8 protein-coding genes and 1 pseudogene are annotated in these 21,622 nt (G+C 64.1%); 3 read left to right on the top strand and 6 right to left on the bottom strand.

Annotated features, from left to right (window positions below):
* From cysW to NKI24_RS30745, 6 genes and pseudogenes are all read right to left on the bottom strand, one after another.
* Nucleotides 1-770 (bottom strand): sulfate ABC transporter permease subunit CysW (gene cysW, locus NKI24_RS30770; RefSeq protein WP_352453213.1); only part of this gene is annotated, 770 nt, incomplete at its 3' end.
* Nucleotides 763-1,614, bottom strand: coding sequence for a sulfate ABC transporter permease subunit CysT (gene cysT, locus NKI24_RS30765; RefSeq protein WP_352453212.1), 852 nt, complete (start codon nucleotides 1,612-1,614; stop codon nucleotides 763-765). The genes cysW and cysT, both read right to left, overlap by 8 nt.
* Nucleotides 1,615-1,632: 18 nt before the next feature.
* Nucleotides 1,633-2,661, bottom strand: coding sequence for a sulfate ABC transporter substrate-binding protein (locus tag NKI24_RS30760; protein WP_023675840.1), 1,029 nt, complete (start codon nucleotides 2,659-2,661; stop codon nucleotides 1,633-1,635).
* A 218-nt stretch (nucleotides 2,662-2,879) separates the two neighbouring features.
* Nucleotides 2,880-3,566 carry a M15 family metallopeptidase gene (locus NKI24_RS30755; protein WP_352750236.1) on the bottom strand — a complete coding sequence of 229 codons (687 nt, stop codon included), beginning with the start codon at nucleotides 3,564-3,566 and terminating at the stop codon, nucleotides 2,880-2,882.
* A gap of 54 nt (nucleotides 3,567-3,620) precedes the next feature.
* Nucleotides 3,621-5,711 (bottom strand): annotated as a pseudogene (pbpC, locus tag NKI24_RS30750) (penicillin-binding protein 1C).
* Nucleotides 5,712-5,925: 214 nt separating this feature from the next.
* Nucleotides 5,926-11,406, bottom strand: coding sequence for an alpha-2-macroglobulin family protein (locus NKI24_RS30745; RefSeq protein ID WP_352750235.1), 5,481 nt, complete (start codon nucleotides 11,404-11,406; stop codon nucleotides 5,926-5,928).
* A 273-nt stretch (nucleotides 11,407-11,679) separates the two neighbouring features.
* On the opposite strand from NKI24_RS30745, the gene NKI24_RS30740 reads away from it, so the two are divergent.
* The 3 genes from NKI24_RS30740 (at nucleotide 11,680) to NKI24_RS30730 (ending at nucleotide 21,569) form a co-directional block, all read left to right on the top strand.
* Nucleotides 11,680-13,605: an autotransporter assembly complex protein TamA gene (locus NKI24_RS30740; RefSeq protein ID WP_352750234.1), complete on the top strand. Its 1,926-nt coding sequence runs from the start codon at nucleotides 11,680-11,682 to the stop codon at nucleotides 13,603-13,605.
* Entirely contained in the window at nucleotides 13,605-19,655 is a 6,051-nt protein-coding gene (locus NKI24_RS30735; RefSeq protein ID WP_352750233.1) for a translocation/assembly module TamB domain-containing protein, read from the top strand. Before NKI24_RS30740 ends, NKI24_RS30735 begins: the two co-directional genes overlap by 1 nt.
* A gap of 261 nt (nucleotides 19,656-19,916) precedes the next feature.
* Entirely contained in the window at nucleotides 19,917-21,569 is a 1,653-nt protein-coding gene (locus NKI24_RS30730) for an ABC transporter substrate-binding protein (RefSeq protein WP_352453205.1), read from the top strand.
* The last annotated feature ends 53 nt before the right edge of the window (nucleotides 21,570-21,622 follow it).

Raw genomic sequence — 21,622 nt, 5'->3', positions numbered from 1 at the left:
GCGGCATTGTACTCGTTATAAAGGATTTCAACATGCAGCGGCATGGTGTTGGTTAGCCCGCGTATGTGGCCCGACACGACCGAGACCGCGCCGAACTCGCCCATGGCACGGGCATTGCACAGCAACACGCCGTAGAGCAATCCCCATTTGACGTTGGGCAATGTCACGTACCAGAACGCCTGCCAGCCGTTGGCCCCGAGCGACAGGGCAGCCTCCTCGTCGCCATTGCCCTGTTCCTGCATCAGCGGGATCAATTCGCGGGCGACGAAGGGGAAGGTGACGAAGACGGTGGCCAGCACGATGCCCGGCACGGCAAACAGGATGACGATGCCATGCGCCTTGAGCCAGGCGCCGAGCAGGCCTTGCGCGCCGAACAGAAGTACATAGACCAGGCCGGAAATGACCGGGGAGACCGAAAACGGCAGGTCGATCAGTGTGGTCAGGAACGCCTTGCCCTTGAACTCGAACTTGGCGATCGCCCAGGCGGCGGAAATACCGAAGACGATGTTGAGCGGCACCGAGATCGCCGCGACCAGAAGCGTCAGGCGGATCGCCGAGCGCGTGTCCGGTTCGCTCAGCGCCTGTGTGTAGGCCTCGATACCTTTGGCGAAAGCTTCCTTGAAGACGATGATCAGCGGCAGGAGCAGGAAAATGCCGAGGAAGGCAAAGGTCACTATCATCAGCACGGTTCTCGCCGTGCGGCTCTCGGTCACCGCCGGCGACTGGCTTTCATGGTGCGGCGCGTAGGATTTGATCTCCGGGTCAGCCATAGCGCTTGCGGCTCCAGGTCTGCACCAGGTTGATGACCAGCAGCATGACGAAGGACAGCGCCAGCATGATCGCCGCTATCGCGGTCGCCGCGGCGTAATTATATTCCTCCAGCCGGATGACGATCAGAAGCGGCGCGATCTCGGATTTGAACGGCAGGTTGCCGGCGATAAAGATGACGGAACCGTACTCGCCGACGCCACGCGCGAAGGCCAGCGCGAAACCGGTGACGATGGCCGGCGCCAGTCCGGGTAGTAGAACGCGGCTGATAATCTGGAAGCGATTGGCGCCGAGCGTGGCGGCCACTTCTTCTACCTCCTTGTCGATCTCCTCCATGATCGGCTGCACGGTGCGCACGACGAAGGGCAGACCGATGAAGACCAGCGCGATGACGATGCCGAGCGGCGTATACGCGACCTTAATGCCGAGCGGCGTCAGCAGGCTTCCGATCCAGCCATTCGGTGCGTAAAGCGTGGTCAGCGCGATGCCGGCAACCGCCGTCGGCAGCGCGAAGGGCAGGTCGACCATGGCATCGGCGATGCGGCGGCCTGGAAAGCTGTAGCGCACCAGCACCCACGCGACGATCGTGCCGAAGACGACGTTGACGGCGGCGGCAATGAAGGCGGTGCCGAAGCTGATTTCAAGCGCGTTGATGGTGCGGCGGTCGGTGACGATCGCCCAGAAGTCGGTCCAGCCGAGCGCCGCCGAGCGCCAGATCAGCCCGGACAGGGGGATGAGGATGATGAGGGTGAGGTAGGCAAGCGAGAAGCCGAGCGTCAATCCGAAACCCGGAATGACGCTCGGCTGCCTGAATCGCCACCTCGCCTTGGCGGGTGCTGTGGTCATGTCGTCCTGATCTAAATGCTACTGGGCCGGCTTGTAGATCTGGTCGAATATACCACCATCGCCGAAATGATAAGGCTGTGCCTTCTTCCAGCCGCCAAAAAGCGGGTCGTCGATGGTGATCAGCTTGATCTCAGGCAGCTTGGCCAAGTCCTCCGCCGGCACCAACTCGGGCTTCGAAGGGCGATAATGGTTTTTGGCGATGAGCGTCTGGCCTTCCTTGGAATAGAGATAGCTCAGATAAGCTTCGGCAACTTTCCGCGTGCCTTTGGCGTCGACATTAGCGTCGACCACGGCGACCGGCGGCTCGGCCAGGATCGAGGTCGGCGGGTAGACGATATCGAAATTGTCGGCGCCGAACTCGTCGAGCGCCAGATAGGCCTCGTTTTCCCAGGCGAGCAGCACGTCGCCCAGCCCTTTTTGCGCGAAGGTCACGGTTGCGCCGCGCGCACCGGTGTCGAGAACCGGGACATGCGCATAGAGATTGCCGACGAATTCCTTGGTCTTGGCCTCGTCGCCGCCATCCTTGGCGCTGGCGTAGGCCCAGGCGGCGAGATAGTTCCAGCGCGCACCACCGGAGGTCTTGGGATTCGGCGTGATCACCTGGACGTCGTCCTTGACCAGATCGCCCCAGTCATGGATGCCCTTGGGGTTTCCCTTGCGGACGAGAAAGATGATGGTCGAGGTGTAGGGCGCCGAATTGTTTTCGAATTTCGTCCGCCAGTCGGGATTGATCCTCTTCGCTTTCGAGACAATGGCGTTGATATCGCCTTCGAGCGCCAGCGTCACCACGTCGGCGTCGAGGCCGTCGATCACGGCGCGAGCCTGCGCGCCCGACCCGCCATGCGACTGCTGGACGGTGACCGTCTCGCCTGTCTCGGCCTTCCAGTGGGCGGTGAAGGCCTCGTCGAATTGCTTGTAGAGCTCACGCGTCGGATCATAGGACACGTTGAGAATGGTGGTGTCGGCAAACGCGAAACCGAGCGTGCCGAACTGGACAGACGTGGCGACCAGTGCGCCGAGCAGTTTCCTGAAATGAGGTTTGGTCATTTCCGCCTCCGTTGAACTCGCGCCAAATCTACCGAATTGATAGAATTTAGATGCATTCAATGTTGCCTTTTTTGGCCTATTGAAGCAATTTTTCGCCTAGTTTCGGCGATGCGAGAAACTATTTTCCCGCATGGACCATGATCGCGCTCCCGACGCGATTATCTAGAGACGGCTAGCTCTTCGGCAATGGCTGCGTCGCGCCCGAAGGTTTCGGCCGGCTATTCGGCGGTAACGGGAAAGTTGAAGCGCTCTTTTGGAAACGGCTCGTTCTCCAGCGTGAAGTGCCACCATTCGCGGGCGTAATTCTTGAAGCCGCGGGCACGCATCGCCTCGACAAGTCTTTTGCGGTTAGCCGCCGCTTCACGGGCTATCGGTCGGTGAGCCGTTTCGCTCGCTGGATCGAAACAGTCGAAACCCGTGCCGAAATCGAGCGTGTCGGCATCGGTCGCGCCGCAGGCCGGTTTCGGAGCGCTCTTGCGGTCGGCTCGCGCGATCGCGACATCGACCGTCGATCCGCGCGAATGGGTGGACAGTTCGCCGATATAGCCCTTGGCGATGAGATCCTTGCGCTTGACCTTTGGGTACCATTGCGGGTCCGGTGGCCCGCTCGTTTTTGTCCATTCACCCATGTCGGAGACAGCCCGCGCAGGGCGATAGCAGTCGAACACGACCAGCGTCAGTCCTTCGGCGGCAATCGCTTTCTGCACTGCCGAAAGCGCTTGCGCCGCTTGCCTGGTGAGGACACATACCGGCGCATCGTAGCCGCTTACCTTGCGATGCAGGAAATTTTCGGGGCCGGCATAGCGGATATCCTGCCGGATATTGGGATCGATGTCGGCTAGCCGAACAAAGCTGGCGGGCAGCGCGTCAGCAGACGCCGAGGAAATACCGGCGGCCGAAAGCAAGACGTAAAATCCAATCCCCTGAATCACCTGCCGGAATCTATTCAAGGGAAATTTTCACTCGACGAAAACCTTCACGCTGGCCGCGCGTCCCGCCGCGTCGATCACGGTCAGGGTCGAATAGCCGGCGCCGTCCGGCTGCCAGGTCGCGGTGCGCCGCCGGTCGATGCCGACCAGCGGCTTGCCGTTGGCCAGCCAGCGGAATGGTGCGCGGCCGCCTTGCAGCTTGAGCACCAGCGGCGAGGCGTCGGCCGAGGAAGTGCCGAGATCGACGCGAGCGCCGTCGGGCGGAAAGATGATGGTTGGCGCAGGTTCGGTCGGCGTCGCCTGTACCAGCCCATCGGCGCCGGCGCCGAAGCGCGTCAGCGTCACCGGCAGCTACTCGCGCTTCGGACGCCGGACGCCGGACGGCTGGCTCGGCAGCGGTACGGCGGCCAGGCTGGAACGGACAAAACCTTCGAACAGGATGGGCGCAGCCGAGACATAGCCGGACAGGCCGGGCACCGCGCCGGCGTCGGGGCGGCCAACCCAGACGCCGAGCACGTAGCGGCCGTCGAAGCCGACCGACCAGGCGTCGCGATAGCCGTAGGAGGTGCCGGTCTTGTAGGCGATGCCGCGTTGGGCGGCACCCTGGGGAGGCTTGACGCCTGACAGGATGTCGGTGATCTGCCAGGTCGCCTGCCCGTCGAGGATGGTGGTGGTCGAGCGTTCGGCATTCGCCGGCTCGGTGCCGTCATGCAGCGTGTGTGCCTTGCCGCCATTGGCAAGGCCGGCATAGAGTTGGACCAGGTCGCGCAGGGTCACCCCGACGCCGCCGAGGCCGATCGCCAGGCCGGGCGCTTCGTTGACGGGCAGGATAGGGGTCACATCGGCCTGGCGAAAGCGTGCCATCAGCCGGGCCGGGCCGACCGCGTCGAGCACGCGGATCGCCGGCACGTTGAGCGACAATTGCAGCGCCTGCCTGATGCTGACATCGCCCTGATAGCCCATGTCGAAGTTCTTCGGCCGATACCCGGAGAAATCGGCTGGGCTGTCCTCGATCAGCATCTCCTGCGCCACCAGGCCTTGTTCGAAGGCGAGGCCGTAGATGAACGGCTTCAGCGTCGAGCCAGGCGAGCGAACGACCTTGGTCATGTCGATCCAGCCCGAACGGCTGGCATCGAAGAAATCGGCAGAGCCGACCTCGCCAAGAATATCGCCGGTGCGGGCATCGGCCAGCACCATGGCCACCGAGAGGCGAGGGCCGAGCCTGGCGGCCGCGTCCTTGGCCACCTGCTCCAGCCCTTCCTGGACACTCTTGCGGATCGTCAGTTGCAGCTTCTGGCCGGGAATGGCCTTGGACAGCGTCGTATAGGCCGCATGGGCAGCGAGCGCCGGCAAGGTCCGCCGCAGCCCCGACACATCGTCGAGCGCGGCACGCGCGGCCTCACGTTCGCCGAGCAGGCCTGCCGAGACCATGCGGGTCAGCACGCGGTCGCGGGCGGCATGGGCGACGTCGAGGTTGCGGTCAGGGCGCCGCTTTTCCGGCAATTGCGGCAAAGCGACGAGCAGGGCCGCCTCCGAGACCGTCAGCCGTTTCGGCTCCTTGCCGAAATAGGCAAGCGAAGCGGCGCGCACACCTTCGAGATTGCCGCCATAGGGCGCCAGCGTCAGATAGCGTTCGAGGATCTCGCGCTTGGAAAGCCGCCGTTCGATCTGGAGGGCGCGCAGCATCTGCTTGATCTTCGAGCCGAGGCTGCGGCTGTCGCGCGGTTCGATCAGCCGGGCGAGTTGCATCGGCAGCGTCGAACCACCGGAGACGATATGGCCGCTGGTCGCGAACTGGCCGGCGGCACGCGCCAGTGCCAGCACGTCGACGCCTTGATGATCCCAGAAACGCTTGTCCTCATAGGTGACCAGCATGTCGACGAACTGCTTGTCGACCTGGTCCAGGGTGGTAGCGAGCCGCCAGTAGCCATCCGGCGTAGCGAAGGCGCGCAGCAGCTGGCCGTCTCGGTCCTGCACCTCGGTCGAGACCGTCAAAGCAGCCGGCAGCGGCGGCGGAAAAGCGCGGTCGAGCTGCCAGAGGGCGGCGGCGGTGATTGCAGCGAGACCGGCCAAGGAGATGCCCGTGATGGCCGCTCGGCGCAGGAATTTTCTGGAGAGCATGGCGCCGCCCCTCATCCGCCTGCCGGCACCTTCTCCCCGTTTAGTGACGGGGAGAAGGGGGCTGTCGCGAACCTTGGCGCCTTTTCTGCGACGTTAAAGTTCGGCGAAAACTTCGGCGCATGGCTCTTTCTCCCCGTCTCTATACGGGGAGAAATGCCCGGCAGGGCAATGAGGGGCAGCGCCATCGCCATATTCCTATCCGCCATTTTTTGCCTTACGGCGCCTTGACCTCCATCATGCCGGTGGCGGTGCGGGCCGAATATTGCGGCCGGTACATGTCCTCGATCGTTGCCGCCGGGTGGGCATAGGTGCCCGGCGTCACCGCGCGCACGACGTAGGCGAGTGTGATGTTGCGGTCGCCGTCGCCGTCGTTGGGATTGAACGCCGCGACGAAACGGTCGTCGCGGAATTCGAGATGGGCGGCATCGGTCTGCGCCAGCCAGGAGAAGTTCGTCAATTGGGCGCTGGAGACCAGGCCCGGATTGTCGATCTCGAAGCCGGCCGGCAACAGGTCGGTGATCAGCAGTCGCGAAGGCCAGGTGTTCTGCTCGTAAACCTTGAGCACGACGACATAGCGTTCGTTCTGCTTGACCTCCGTCACGTTGGCCTCTGTGCCGTCTAGCTTGTAGTAGGTACGGCTGATGGTAAAGCCGTTGCCGCCGGCCGGCAGAGGCTGGATCGGCGAGGCCACGGTGGTGACGACCGCCTGCAGCGGATTACTGCCGGTGTTGACGATGGTCAGCGGACTGTCGGCCAGGTCGCCACCGGCGATCTGGTCCGAATAGCCGCCGGCATGCGGTGCGCCGTTGACGGTCAGCGCGATCGAATCATTGCCGGCCTTCAGCGCGCGGGCCGCCAGCAGCATCCAGGACTCGTCCTGTGTGCTGGTCCACCTGGCGTCGGCGCGTTCCCTGGTCACTAGTTGGATCAGCGCCGGCACGATGGTCGGCACCGGCTTACTTTCCGCGGCAAGCGCCAGGATCGCCGCGCCGTCGCGCAGCGGCGAGCCATAGTCGGACCGGTAATAGTCATATTCGGGCGTCGACTTGGCCAGCTGCAGCGCGGCCTGGAAGGTTGCCTCCGAGCGCTGGGTGTCACCGTAGAGCGCGAGAGACGCCGCCAATTGGGCGACGGCCATCGGGCTGGTAAAGGCTTCGAGCTGGGTGTCGGCATAATAACGCAGATCGCCGACCGAGGCCTTCTTGTTGCGGGCAAGCACATAAAGCGCATAGGCGATCTCGCTGCCGCGATCCTGGACGTCCTGATCGTAGCCGATCGCGTTCTGCAGATTGCTCAGCGCCTGGTTCATCGCCAGGGCCGGCACGTCGTATTTCTGCTCGCGCGCCCGGGTGAGGAAATCGGTGACATAGGCGTCGAGCCACAGATCGCCGGAACCCGGACCCCACAGGCCGAAGCTGCCGGCCGATGCCTGATAGCTCAGCACCTTGTAGATGGCGTCCTGGACGCGGCCACGCAGATCGGGGTCGCTGGCCATGCCGATGCCGGAAGCCATCTCGTTGACGTAGAGAAGCGGCATGGCGCGGCTGGTGGTCTGTTCGGCGCAACCATAGGGATAGCGGTCGAGCGTCATCAGCAGCGACGGTACATCGAAGGCAGCAGCCTGCGAAACGCCGACGCTGACCGAAGCGCCATCGAGCAGGCTTGCCGCCAGCAGTTCCTTGTCGACGCGCAGCGCGCCGCCATTGCCCTTGAGGTCGACGACCATGCGGGTGGTCACAGGCAGTTGCGCCGGGCGCACCGGCACATAGAGCGTCTGCTCGACGGCGGTGCCGTCGGCATGCGCAAGCTTGATGGTGATCGAGGCGTTGCCCGCGGTCTGCGCAATCAACGGCACGGTCAGCGTCTGCCGCTTGCCTTTGGCCAGCGTCAGCTTTTCAGGCAAGGCGGCACTGCCGGTAGACAGGTCGCCCGTCGTGTCGATGGTCAGCTTGTAGTCGCCAGCGGGGCCGTCGGTGTCGGCGACGTCGAGCCGCATGACGGCGGAATCGCCGGGCGCCAGGAATCGCGGCAGGCCGGCGGTGATCACCACCGGATCGCGAACGATGACGTCGGACTGGGCATGGCCGACTGCTTCCTTTGTCCAGGCGACGGCCATGACGCGGACGGTGCCGTTGAACTGCGGAATGTCGAAGTCGATCCGCGCCTTGCCGTCGGCGTCGAGCTGGACCGGGCCGGAGAAGAAGGCGACCAGCTTTTCGGTCGGCGGACTGCCTTGCGATTGCATGTTGGCGCCGTCGCCGCCGGTGCGCAGCTTACCGGTTGTGCCCAGCGAGCCGTCGATCAGCCGGCCATAGATGTCGCGAACCTCGAGACCGAGCATGCGCTGGCCAAAGAACCAGTTCTCCGGATCCGGTACCTTGTAGTTGGTCAGGTTGAGGATGCCGACGTCGACGGCCGCGACTATGACATAGGCGTTGGTGCCGGGCTGCACGCCGGCTACGGCGACCGGGATCGACAGCTGCTGGCGCGGCATGGTCTTGTCCGGCGGCGCCAAGCTGACGGCAAGCTTCCGCGAGCCGGGATCGAGCTTCAGCCATTTGACGCCGATGGCGCGCGCCGGCATGCGTGTCTCTTGCGCATCGCCCGGCCTGAACAGCGTTGCCGTGACGTAGGCGCCGGCACCCCAGTCGTCGCCGACCGGGATGTCGACGGTGCTGCCGCCGGCCGGCACGCTGGCGGTGACGGTCTTCAGGAGCTTGTCGGCGCCGATGGTGACGAGCAGCTCGCCGGCAAAGTGCGGCGACACTTTGAGCTTGGCCACTTCACCCGCCGCATAGGTATCCTTGTCGAGGGCGATCTCGAGGCCGTCGGGCGTTTCGGTGGTGGTGGAACTGACATACCAGCCGGCGTCGAACTCGTAGCTGGTGGCCGGGCCTTCCGGATCCGCTGTCTCTATCTCGAGCCGGTAGCGGCCCCAGTCGACCGGCAGCGACACCGTCGCCTCGCCATCGGCGCTCAGGTCGACCTGGCCGTTGGCCACCGCCTTGGTGAAGGTGACCGGCTCATAGTTCCAGGAGTTGCTCGAGCGGTACCACTGGTAGCTACGCTCGACCTTGACCAGCGACCACTGCGCGCCCTTCAGCGCCTCACGCTTGCCGTCTGGGTCGACAGCGATCAGGCTGAACTTGGCCGTGCCGCCTTGCGGCACCTCGTTGTCGTCGAAATCCGGGCGGATGCCGATCATGTGGCCCTGCGGGCGGATGCCGATATTCAGCGAGCGCTCGACGGCACGGCCGCCGGTTTCACGCATCCTGACAGTGACCTTGGCATCGACCAGCTTGGTGGTGGATGGCAATTGATCGACGGAGACCGGGAAGGTCGCCTTGCCGTCCTCGCCGACCACCGGCAGGCCGGTGAAGGGCGTCACAGTCGGTTCCGCCGACTGTTCGTCGGCCAGACCGAAGGAATAGCCTTTGAAGCGGTCCCAATCGCTGGCGGTCGACAGCGTCAATTCGCCTTCGAGCGCGAGGCCCGCGGCCGGCGCGCCGTAGAGAAAGCGGCCGTCGACGGTAATGTTGGCGGTCTCGCCCTGGGCGATCTCCTGCTTGTCGGAGGACAGGTCGAACTCGATGCGGTCCGGTACGAAGTCCTCGACCAGGAACATCTGGCTGGCGACCGCCGCCTGCTTGGGATCGGTATGGATCGCCACCGTCCAGGTGCCGCGCATGGCGTTGGGTTCCAGCGGCAGGTCGACTGCGTGACCGCCGGCCGATGCGCCATCGCTGACGATGCGGCGGTCCTCGACGCCGTCGGGCCGCGAAAAGATGAAGGTCAGCGGCAGGTTCTCGACCGCCTTGGCGGCACTGTCGCGGGCAAGGGCCGCGACATGGACATCTTCGCCGGCGCGGTAGATGCCGCGCTCGGTCCAGGCATAGACGTCGAGCGCGCCAGGTGCCGGCCGTCCGGCGACGCCACGGTCGGACAGGTCGAAGCCGGCGCGGCCCATATCGAGGAAGACGAAATCGTCGTCGCCCTGTTTGGCCATCAGCACGGCCGGCGCCATGCCGCTGTCGCCGCGCGTCAGGCCGGGATTGAACACCGCCCGCCCTTCCGCGTCGGTGGTCGCGGTGCCGAGGATTTCATTGTTCCTGGCCAGCAGCGTCAGCTCGGCGCCGGCGATCGGCTTGGCGGTTGCGAGCGAACGGGCAAAGACGTTCAGCCCATCCTGTCCGGTATAGGTCGACAGGCCGATATCGGAGACGACGAACCATTGCGTGGCGTGCGAATCATAGTCGTCGCTGCGATCGTCGACGGCTTGTGCGGTCAGCACATAGACGCCGGGCTTGCGCTTCGGCAAAGCCTCGTCGATTGGGAAGGAGGTGGTGACTTCCTTGTTGAGGTCGTTGGCGATGTCGAGCTGGCCTTGCCAGACCGGCTCGCCCATCTGTTCGGAGATGTTCGAAATGTCGTAGCCGTCAAGCTGGCGCAGGAACTGATATCCCGACAGAAGCTGGGCCAGCGAGCGGTCGCCGATGCGGAAGAGCTTCATTTCGGCGGCATTCATGTTGACGGTGACGACCGGTATGCCGCGGCGTGCGCCTGCGGGCAGCACGAAGCTGTCGCCGGTGAAGCGGGCCGAAGGCGCGCGGTCCTGCACGTAGATCGACAGAACCACCGGTGCCGCGGTGACTTCGCCAATGGCGGCCGGCAAGCCGGCGCGGAAGGTCACGTCGTAATGTTGGCCGTGCTCGAGTCCTTCGACGCAGATCTGCTTGTCCTTGGCTTCGACGCCCTTGGGAGCGGCGTTGTCGACAGTAACGAACTGCGAGTAGTCGACGCCGGTCTTGACCAGTTCCTCGGAGAACTGCGCGCAGATGCGTGGCGCGCTGGTGTCGGCATCGACGGTATGATCGATGACGCGGAAGCCCTTGCGGGCCTTGAGATCCTGATAGGCGGCCCTGACTGCCGGCGAATTGACGAGAGCGAGGCTCGCCTCGTAGGCCTGCAGGGCCGGCCTGTAGAGATCGCGGCGATCAAGGCCGTCCCCGAGCAGCGCCAGCACGTCGGCGCGCGTCTTGGTGGTGCGCAGCAATTTGTAGGCGTTGAAGGCGGCGGAAGTGGCGTTCGCCGGTAGGGTCGACGGCTCCGAGCTGTTGGCGGTCGGATGGACGGCAAGCGTTTCGCGCGCCAGCTCGAGCCAGAGCTGGCCATCATAAGGCAACACCGAAACCGCCGCTTCGTATTTGTGCATGGCCGAGCGATGATCGCCCGTCAGCGCCGACTGTTCGGCGGCGGCCCTCAGCGCCGTCAGCCCTTCTGTCGGCTTGGTGTAGGTCGGGCCAGTGAGCTTGTTGCGGTATTGCTGGGCCTGGTCGGCCATCCAGTTGGGGAAGAAGGCGAGTTCGGGTGGCGCGCCGATGTCGGGATCGCCATCGATGTTGACGATCTTGCCGGCGACGGCGCCGCCGAAGGGTTTCAACGAATTGTAATCGGATTTAAGGAAGCACCATTTGGCCTTGAGGTTGTAGGTGAAGGCGCGGCAGGCCGGGTCGCCGAGGCAGGTGGTCTTGCACTGGTCGAGGCTGACATTCTGGTCGGATCTGAGATCGAAACCGAAATAGTCGGAATTGTCCGATGTCACCACCCGCCGGGCTTCGGCCGCTTGCGCGACACCGCTCCAGGCAAAAAAGAGAAGGAAAAGAATCGATAGACCACGAGCCGCGCGCATTGCCATAAACCCCTCCAGACAAGTGCTTACGTCCAGAAATCTTCAAGCTTCAGTCGCGCTTGTCAACATCGGGACGCGGCAGGATCCGCCTGCCAACGGTTTGCTTTCCGGCCGGTGACCGGTAGTAGCTCCATAGGACAGGGGATCACGCTTTCTTGCGGCGACGCAGAAGGTGTGAGTTCCAAGCCCTGTCTATTTCAGCAATTGGATTGTGGCCCCTTTACGAGTGCTTCAGAACTTCATTCCAATTTTAGGTTTGCGAGCTAGGCTAGGAGCGTAATGCCGGCGTATGAAAGGCAGATGTCGGGAGGAACCGCGCCACGGCGCGCGCTTTCGCGCGCCCTGCTTTTCGCATTGTTGTGCTCTACGGCACTTGTTGCCGAAACCGGAAGTGCGGCAGCCTTCGAGATTTTCGGCATCAAGCTGTGGGGATCCAAAGACGAAGATGCCGATATCGTCGACCCGCTGCGCTATGCGGTGACGATCGAGGCGCCGGACGCCGACAAGGATCTCGCCGAGAAGCTCGAAAACGCCTCGGCGCTGAAGGCCGACGAGGAACACCCGGTATCCGGTTCTCTCGGCCTGCTGGCCAAGGCGCGCAGTGACCGTGAGCAACTTGTTGCCGCACTCTACGCTGACGCGCGCTACGAGGGTGTGGTCACTATCACGATCCAAGGCAAACCGCTCGACGATCTGCCGCCCGATGCCGAATTTTCGGGTCCGCAGCCGATACCGGTGGTGATAAGCATAGCAGCCGGGCCGAAATTCACGCTTGGCAACATCAGACTGGAAGGCGATGCGGCGGGGCTGGCAAGTGCCGATTTCGGCCTGATCGCCGGCGGTGACGCCAGTTCGGGCGCCGTGCTCAAGGCCGAGGCGGCGATCGTGCGGGCACTCAAGCAAGAAGGCAGGCCGCTGGCCAAGGTGACGGGCCGCGAGATCGTCGCCGAGCACGCCGGTTCGACGCTCGACGTGACGCTTGCCGTCGCGGCCGGCCCGGTCGCCGGCTATGGCGACACCACTGTCGAGGGCACGGAAAAGGTCGACCGCGACTTCACCGAATATATGACCGGCCTTAAGCGCGGGCGCCAATATTCGCCCGATGAGATCGACGATGCGCGCGACCGGCTGCTCGGGCTCGAGGTCTTCAACAGCGTGACGGTGAAGGAAGCCGACGCCCTCGACGCCGAGGGCAACATCCCGATCGGTGTCCAGGTAAGCGAACGCAAGCCGCGCTATTTCGGCATTGGCGGCAGCTTCTCAAACACCGAAGGGCTGGGCCTCGAAGGCTATTGGGGGCATCGCAATCTGTTTGGCCGCGCCGAAAGGCTGCGCATCGACGGCAAGATCAGCGGCATCGGCAGCAACGACTTGACCCAGCTCAATTACAATGCCGGCGTCATGTTCGAAAAACCGGGTGTGATCGGGCCGGCGTCGAAATTCATTGCCAGCGTCAATACCGTGCTGGAGCACCCCGACGCCTACGACCATTTCTCGGTCAAGGGCAGCACCGGCCTATCCTACGAACTGGACAAGAAGCAGACGGTTTCCGCGCAAGTCGCGCTGGATTATTCGAGGATCCACGACGCTTTCGGCAAGCACACCTATCTGATCGCCAGCATTCCACTGCAATATGTCTACGACAATCGCGACAGCAAGCTCAATCCGACCCGGGGCTTCAGGGTGCTGGCCTATGGCGAGCCGAGCTACGACATTTTGAGCGGGGCTGCGTTTGTCAAGCTGAAGGGCGAGGGGTCGGCCTACCAGTCACTCGATTCGACCTCGAAATTCGTTTTCGCCGAACGTGTCGCCATCGGCTCTATCATCGGAGCCAGTCTTCAAGATGTTCCGGCAGATCGACGCTTCTACTCAGGCGGCGGCGGTTCGGTGCGCGGCTATGCCTATCAAGGCATCGGCCCGAAGGACAGCAATGGAGAGCCGATCGGCGGGCTTTCCTTCTTCGAGACCTCGGTCGAGATGCGCATCGCCGTCACCGACAAGATCGGCGTCGTGCCGTTCGTCGATGCCGGCACGGTGTCGACCAGGCAGGTCCCCGATTTTTCGGACATGAAGGTCGGCGCGGGTGTAGGCTTGCGCTATCTGACGGCGTTCGGGCCGCTGCGCGTCGACGCGGCGGTGCCGCTCAACCGCGGCCCCGACGATCCTCATTTCGGCATTTATGCCGGCATCGGCCAGGCATTCTGATGGCAATATTCAGGCGCATCCTCCGTATCCTTTTCTACACGCTGCTCATCGTCGTGGCAGCGGCGGTGGGGGCGCTCGTCGTGCTGACCAAAACCGAGCGCGGCCGCGAAAACCTTGCCGGCATCATCTCGACCATGGCCTCGACCGGTGATCGCAAGGTCACTGTCGTCGGCATCGACGGTATCTGGTCGGGCGCGCTGAGGGTCGATCATGTCGTTCTGGAGGATCGCGAAGGCGCCTGGATGGTGGCGCGCAACGTGGCCATCGACTGGTCGCCGCTGGCACTCCTGTCGAAGAGCTTCAGCGCCGATCGCATTGGGGCCGAGCGTATCGAGTTGGCAAGGCTGCCGGTGGCCAATACACAGTCGAGCCAAAGCGGAGCGACGACGCTGCCGGTTTCCATCGACGTCAGGCAACTCGACCTTCCCGAAATCGCGCTCGGGCAGGCTCTGGCCGGCAGCGGTGTCGCCGAACTTGCAGCCAAGGGAGCGCTCAAGGCGGACGCCTCACCATTGGCGATCGAGACCAACCTCAACATCGTTCGCCACGACGGTAAGCAAGGCACGGTCGACGCCAAAGCCCATTTCGCGCCGGCCGACAACAAGCTCGACCTCGACCTTAAGGCATCCGAGCCGGCCGGCGGCATCATCGCCAACCTGCTCAACCTGCCGGGCGCGCCGCCGGTCAACATTGTCGTTTCCGGCACCGGACCGCTCGCCAACTGGAATGGCATCGGGACCTTCGTTGTCGACGGCCGGATCGTCACCCAGCTTACCGGTCGCCATCAGCTCACCGACAAGGGTCATTATGTCGAGGCCAATGGCGATGGCGAATTCGAGCGCTTCCTGCCCGAAACCCTGAAACCGCTGTTTGCCGGCAAGACCACCTTCGACCTCGCCGGCACGGCGACCGCGGCCGGCGGCGTCGATGTCGAGCGAGCCAATATCGACAGCGGCGCCTTGCACGCGACCGCCGCCGGCATTGTCGATCCGAACGGCGCCAGCGACCTTTCGGTGAAGCTCGCCGCAAAGGGGCCGCCGATCGTGCTCAGCCTCGGCAGCGAGGCGCAACCGATAACCGTGGCAATCAAGGATGCCACGGCCCGCGCTTTCGGCGATGGCAAGGCGCCGATGGTGGATATCGGCGCGTCGCTGATCTCGGTGGTGGCGGGCGGCACGCGGGTGGACGACCTGATCGGGCAAGTGCATTCCGATGGTTTCGACATCCAGAACCGTAGCGGGCCGGTCACCATCAAGCTGACGGCGGCCGGCCTGAACACCGACGTCGCGACTTTGGCGCCGCTGGTAACGGGCAGGGTCAGCGCCGGTTTCGACGGCTCCGTCAGCAAGGAACAGATTGTCGTCGACGACGGCACGCTACGCAGCGACGCGCTCAATGCGTCCGTAACAGCCACAGTGGCGCTTGCCGATCTGTCGATGACGCTCAAGATGAATGCCGACGCGGCTTCGACGGCGCTGCCGCCGCAAATCAGCTCGGTTCTCGGCGAGCGCGTGCAGTTTTCCGCAACCGCGACACGCGACCCGGACGGTGCGTTCGCCGCCAACGCATTGCAACTCACCTCGGGCACGCTTAGCGCCAGCGGCACCGCCAGTGCGCAAGGCACCGATATCCGGGCCGATATCAAGGGTACGCTGGGCGACGTGTCGGTGCTGTCGCCGCTGGTCGGCGCCAAGGTCGGCGGCGCCGTCGGTTTCGGGCTTACCGCAAGCGGCGCGCGCAGCGCACCGGATTTCTCGGTTTCGGCCAACAGCGACAGCCTGACGGCGTCCGGCCATGCGGTGAAGCAGATCAAGCTGAGCGCGAGCGGCAAGGCCGATATCGCCAGTCCCGCCGCCGATGTCTCGCTGACCGGCTCGGTCGACGACCAGCCGCTCGACCTCAAGGCATCGCTGGTCACAACCGACGGCAAGCGCTCCATCAATGGACTTGCCGTCTCGTTAGCCGACAACAAGGTCTCCGGCGACCTCGGGCTCGACGACAACCTGCTGCCGCTCGGCACGTTGACCCTCGATGCCGCCGATATTGCTCCGCTGGCCGCACTCGCAGGCCAGTCGGTCGCCGGCGACGTGCGCGGCACCATCCGCTTTGCGAACGACAACGGAGCGCCGACGGTCGCGATCGATGCGACGAGCGTCGTGATTTCGCGCGGCGAACTGGCGGCGAAGACAATCGCCGTCAACGCGCTGGTCGCCAATTATCTCAAAGCACCGGCAATCGCCGGCAAGATCAAGGCCGACACGATCACCTCCGGAACCACGGTGATCAGCGGCATCGATGTCGACCTGAAGCGCGATGGCGACTGGACCGGCTTTAGCGGCGGCGCCACGGTCGCCGGCATTCCGGCCAGCGCGTCCGGGCGGGTCAGGGTTGCGAACGGCACCACCAGCATCGAGCTTGCCTCGGGCGAGGCGGCCATCCGCGGCATCAAGGCAGCTGTCGCGCAGCCATCAGCGCTGACAATCGCCAATGGCAGGGTGAGCATAGAGAAATTGGCGCTCGGTGTCGGTGGTGGTTCGGTTGCCGTGTCGGGTACGGCTGGCCAGACGCTCGATCTCACTGCCACCTTGTCGGCGGTGCCGGCAGCGCTTGCCAATGATTTTTCACCGGGTCTCGATGCCGTGGGCGCGCTCAGCGGCACCGCGCAGGTCACCGGATCGTCGGCTGCCCCAGATATTCGCTTCACCGCCCGGCTCAGCGGCGCCGAAACCAGCCAGACCCGGCAGGCTGGGCTCGGGCCGCTGGATCTCGATGCGGCAGGCCGTTTCTCGTCGGCCAGCGGCCTGGCCATCGAGCAGGCGACGCTTGCCGGCGAGAAAATCTCCGGCAAGGCAGCCGGCACCCTCAATCCGAACGGTGCCAGCGATTTTTCGCTCGACCTGGCCTCTACCGGTCCGAGCCTGCCGTTGTCGCTTGGCAGCAAGGAGAGCCCGATCAAGCTCGAGCTGCAGGCGATATCGCTAACGGCGGCCGGGCAGGGCGCCCAGCCGAAGCTCGACATTTCCGCGACGCTGCCATCGGCCGCCACCAATCTAGCTATGATCGAGGGCATCACGCTTGCGCTGCACTCCGATCGCTTTGACGTGAAAGCCCGGAGCGGGCCGATCTCCGGCACCGTGATTGCCGAAAAAATCGGCCTCGACAATCCGACTATCGCGCCGCTGATCGCCGGCAAGGTCACCGCCAAACTCGCCGGCAGCCTTGCCGCCGATGCCTTCGTCATCGATAGCGGCACGGTGACCAGCGACGCGTTGAACAGCGGCTTCAACGGGCGGGTCTCGCTGGCCGACGGCGCCATCGACCTCAATGTCAAGGCGGACGCCGCCTCGGCGGCACTGCCGGGGGCGGTACGTGGCGTGCTCGCCGAGCGAACGCAATTCAGTGCCGCGCTGAAGCGGGACGCCAATGGCAATGTCACCGCCAATACCGTCAGGCTGTCGTCCGGTTCGCTGACGGCAGACGGCCAGGCGAGCCTTGCCGACAACAAGCTCAGCGCCGACGTCAAAGGCGCACTAGGCGACGTCTCGCTGCTGTCCAAGGATGCCAGAGGCGCTATTTCTTTCGCGCTGAATGCGCAAGGCGCCAGCACTGCGCCGGATCTGTCGCTGACTGTCAACAGCGACAAGCTTTCGGTGGCCGCGCGTGAGATCACCGGATTGAAGCTCACCGCCACCGGCAAGGCTGATGCGGCCAACCCGGCTGCGAATGTGCAACTCACCGGAAATGTCGCGGGCCAGTCGCTGCAGGGCAGCGCCGTGCTGGCGACATCGGACGGCAAGCGCGCCATCAACGGGCTTTTGCTGTCGCTCGGCAAGAACCGTATCTCCGGCGACCTGGCGCTCGACGATGCCTTCCTGCCGGCCGGCACCGTGGCGCTCGACCTGCCCGATATCGGTCCGCTTGCGGCCCTGGCGCTGGAAAAGGCCGATGGCGATGTGCGCGGCACGATCGCCTTCTCCAAGGCGGGTACCGTGCCGCAAGTCGCCGTCAAGGCGACGACGGCCTCGATCTCGCGCGGCGATGTCTCGGCCAAGGCCGTGAGCATCGATGCGCTGATCGCCAACTATCTGGCGGCACCGGTGATCTCGGGCAAAATCCGTGCCGACAGCGTAACTTCCGGCGGCACGGCTATTCGGGGCGTCAACGTCGATCTCAAGCGCGACGGCGAATGGACCGGCTTTTCCGGTGGCGCCACCGTCAAGGATATTCCGCTGAGGGCGGCCGGCCGGGTCAAGGCGGTCAAGGGCACGACGACGGTCGAACTTGCCTCCGGCGAGGCGACCATCCGCGGCATCAAGGCGGCCATCGCCCAGGCCTCGACCATCAACATCGCCAATGGAGTGACCAGCCTCGACAGGCTGGTGCTCAACCTCGGCGGCGGCACGGCGACGGTCACGGGCAAGGCTGGGCAGGCGTTCGACCTCAACGCGACGCTGACCCGCGTCCCGATCTCGATAGCCAACAGTTTTTCGCCGGGCCTCGATGCCGCCGGTTCCATCTCGGGCACAGTGAAGGTGACGGGGGCGCCGGCCAATCCCGCCGTTGCCTTCAAGATCGACGCCGCAGGCGTTCAGACGTCGCAGACCCGCGGTGCAGGTTTCGGCGGCATGGGCGTCTCATCCTCAGGTACGTATTCGGGCAACAGGCTGACCTTCGACGCCAACATGAGCGATGCCGCCGGTCTCGGCCTCAAGGGCGGCGGCACGATGACGACATCAGGCGGGCCCACCCTTGATCTCAACTTTTCCGGCAAGGTGCCGTTCGCCTTCCTCACCAGGACACTCGCTGCGCAAGGCCTGTCCTTGAGCGGCACGGCCGACGTCGATGTGCAGGTGCGCGGCCCGGCGACGTCGCCGGTGATCTCAGGCACGGTCCGCACGTCGGGCGCCCGTCTGGTCGATGCGCGATCGGGGCTTGCGATCAACGACATCACTGCCGATGTCGCTATCGGCAATGGCGTGGCCAGGATCAACCGCCTGACCGGCACGCTGTCGACACGCGGCAGCCTTTCGGCCAGCGGCACCGTCGGCATCGATCCGGCAAAAGGTTTTCCGGCCGACCTGTCGGTCAAGCTCGTCGATGGCCGCTATACCGACGGCAAGGTGGTCACCGCCAATCTCGGCGGCGACCTGACCATCAAGGGACCGCTCACCTCCGCGCCGGTGATTTCCGGTACCGTCAACCTGGCCAAGACCGTCATCACCGTACCCGAAAGGCTACCCGGCTCGCTGGCCGAGCTCAACGTCAAGCACAAGAATGCGCCGCCAGCCGTGCGTGCACAGGACAAGGCGTTGCGCCCGGCCGCAGCAAGCAGCGGCGGTGGAGGCAGCGGCCTCAACCTCGACGTCACGGTCAATGCGCCGAGCCAGATCTTCATCCAGGGCAGGGGCGTCGACGCCGAGCTCGGCGGTTCGCTGCGGCTGACAGGTCCGGCGTCGTCACCCCAGGCGGTCGGCACCTTCACCTTGCGGCGCGGGCGGCTGACGATCCTTGCAAAGCGGCTGACCTTCACCGAAGGCACCGTCGGTTTTTCCGGCTCTCTGGTGCCCTACCTCAATCTCACGGCGCAGTCGAAGACGACCAGCGCCACCGTGACCATCGTGGTGTCGGGCGAGGCGACCAACCCGAAATTCACCTTCTCCTCGGTACCCGCGTTGCCGGAGGATGAGGTGCTGGCGCAGCTGATCTTCGGCCGTTCGATGTCGAACCTGTCGCCGCTGCAGATCGCGCAGCTTGCCGAGGCTGCCGGACAACTGGCCGGCGTCGGCGGCTCGACCTCCCTGCTGCAGAACCTGCGCAGCGCGATCGGCGTCGACGACCTCGACGTGATCACCGACGAACAGGGCGGCACCGCCGTCTCGGCGGGCAAGTATCTCAACGACCGCACCTACGTGACGATCCAGAAGGGCGACAGGCCGGGCTCGGGCAAGGCAACCGTCGATCTCGACGTCGGGCGCGGCGTCAAGCTGCGTGGCGAGGCAACCGACGCCGGCGAAGCCAAAGGCGGTGTTTTCTACGAACGGGAATATTGAAACCGGCCGTTCGCGCAGAACAGTTGGTTGCCTGAAGAACGAGCGGCGCAGCGGCGAATGTCCCAGTTTAATTGCCCGTTGAGATTTCAGACGAAATCCCTGGCGCAGTAGCAAATTTGCGCCAAGACTGTCGTTATCGCGCGAACCGCCCTGCTTTCAAAGTTGCACATTCCTTGGCATGTTCCCAATCCGTGCCGTCTTTGACATCATGGCGCGGATGCGGAATGTTAAAAGGCAGAAAGCCAACAATGGGAGTTAGTCATGACGATCTACAAGAGTAACGGCGACCGCGTTCCCGATCACATCCTGGCCATGGCCGAAGATGCCAAGGCAGGCAAGATGGATCGTCGCGAATTTCTGGCTCTCGCCAGCGTCTTCGGCGCCTCGACGGCGATGGCTTATGGCATGCTTGGCCTCGCAGACCCCACGCCGGCCAAGGCGGAAGAGGTGAAGGGCAAGAAAGGCGGCATACTGAAGGTCGCGCAATGGATCAAGGATCCGAAGGATCCGCGCAAGTCCGACTGGTCGGAAATCGCCAATGCCGAGCGCCAGGCGCTCGAGCCGCTGGTCAAATACACCACCGAATACACGTTCCGCCCCTATCTGCTGGAGAGCTGGGACGTGAATGACGACGCCACCGAATACACGCTGCATGTGCGCAAAGGCGTCACCTGGAACAACGGCGATCCGTTCACCGCAGACGACGTCATCTTCAACCTCAAGCGTTGGGCCGACAAGAAGGCCGAAGGCAATTCCATGCCGGGTCGCCTCGGTTCGCTGGTCAAGGACGACAAGCTGGATGAGAGCGCGGTGACCAAGGTCGATGACCACACGATCAAGCTGACGCTCAGCAAGCCGGATATCGCTCTCATTCCCAACGTGTGCGACTATCCCGGCCTCATCGTCCACAAGACGTTCGACGAAAAAGGCGGCGACTTCAAGTCCTGCCCGATCGGCACTGGGCCGTTCGAGCTGGTCTCCTACGATGTCGGCCAGAAGGTGGTCTACAAGCGTCGTGAAGATAACAAGTGGTGGGACGGCGAGGTCTTCCTCGACGGCATCGAGTTCATCGACTACGGCACCGATCCGGCGGCCATGGTCAGCGCCTTCGAGGCAGGCGAAGTGCACACCAACTTCGAAACCTCGGCCGACTATGTGTCCATTCTCGACGGCATGGACTTGGCGAAGTCGGAGGTCGTCACCGCGTCGACGATCGTCTGCCGCACCAACGTCACAAACAAGCCTTACGGCGACCAGAAGGTTCGCAACGCCCTGCAGCTCGCGGTCGACAACAATGTCGTCCTCCAGCTCGGCTACGGCAATGCCGGCACGGTTGCCGAAAACCACCATGTCGCCCCGATCCATCCGGAATACTATGAATTGCCGAAGATTGCTCGCGACCCGGCCAAGGCAAAGGCGCTGATGGCCGAAGCCGGCCAGGCCGATTTCGAGCACGAACTGATCACGGTCGACGAAGACTGGCACAAGAACACAGGCGATGCGATCGCCGCGCAGATGCGCGACGCCGGCATCAAGGTCAAGCGTACGGTGCTGCCGGGTTCGACCTTCTGGAACGACTGGACGAAGTATCCGCTGTCGATGACCAACTGGAACATGCGGCCGCTCGGCGTCCAGGTTCTGGCGATCGGCTATCGCACAGGTGAGGCCTGGAACGAGACGGCCTGGTCGAATCCGGAGTGGGATGCCAAGCTCAACGCTGCGCTGGCAGTTGCCGACGCCGCCAAGCGCAAGGAAATGATGAAGGATATCGAGCAGATCCTGCAGGATTCCGGCATTATCATCCAGCCTTATTGGCGCAAGCTCTACAGCCATTCGGTCAAGGCGGTGCAGAACTACAAGATGCACCCGACCTTCGAGCGCGACTACGGCAAGGTCTGGCTCGACCAGGCCTGACCGGACGATCCGGAAAGGGGCGTCTCGCCCCTTTCCCTCGCTCTTTGCATGGT

It is taken from the genome of Mesorhizobium sp. M0701, from assembly GCF_040320365.1.
GTDB lineage: Bacteria > Pseudomonadota > Alphaproteobacteria > Rhizobiales > Rhizobiaceae > Mesorhizobium.
Note: the sequence above shows the minus strand (reverse complement) of the source record. Positions and strands in the feature narration are given on the sequence as shown.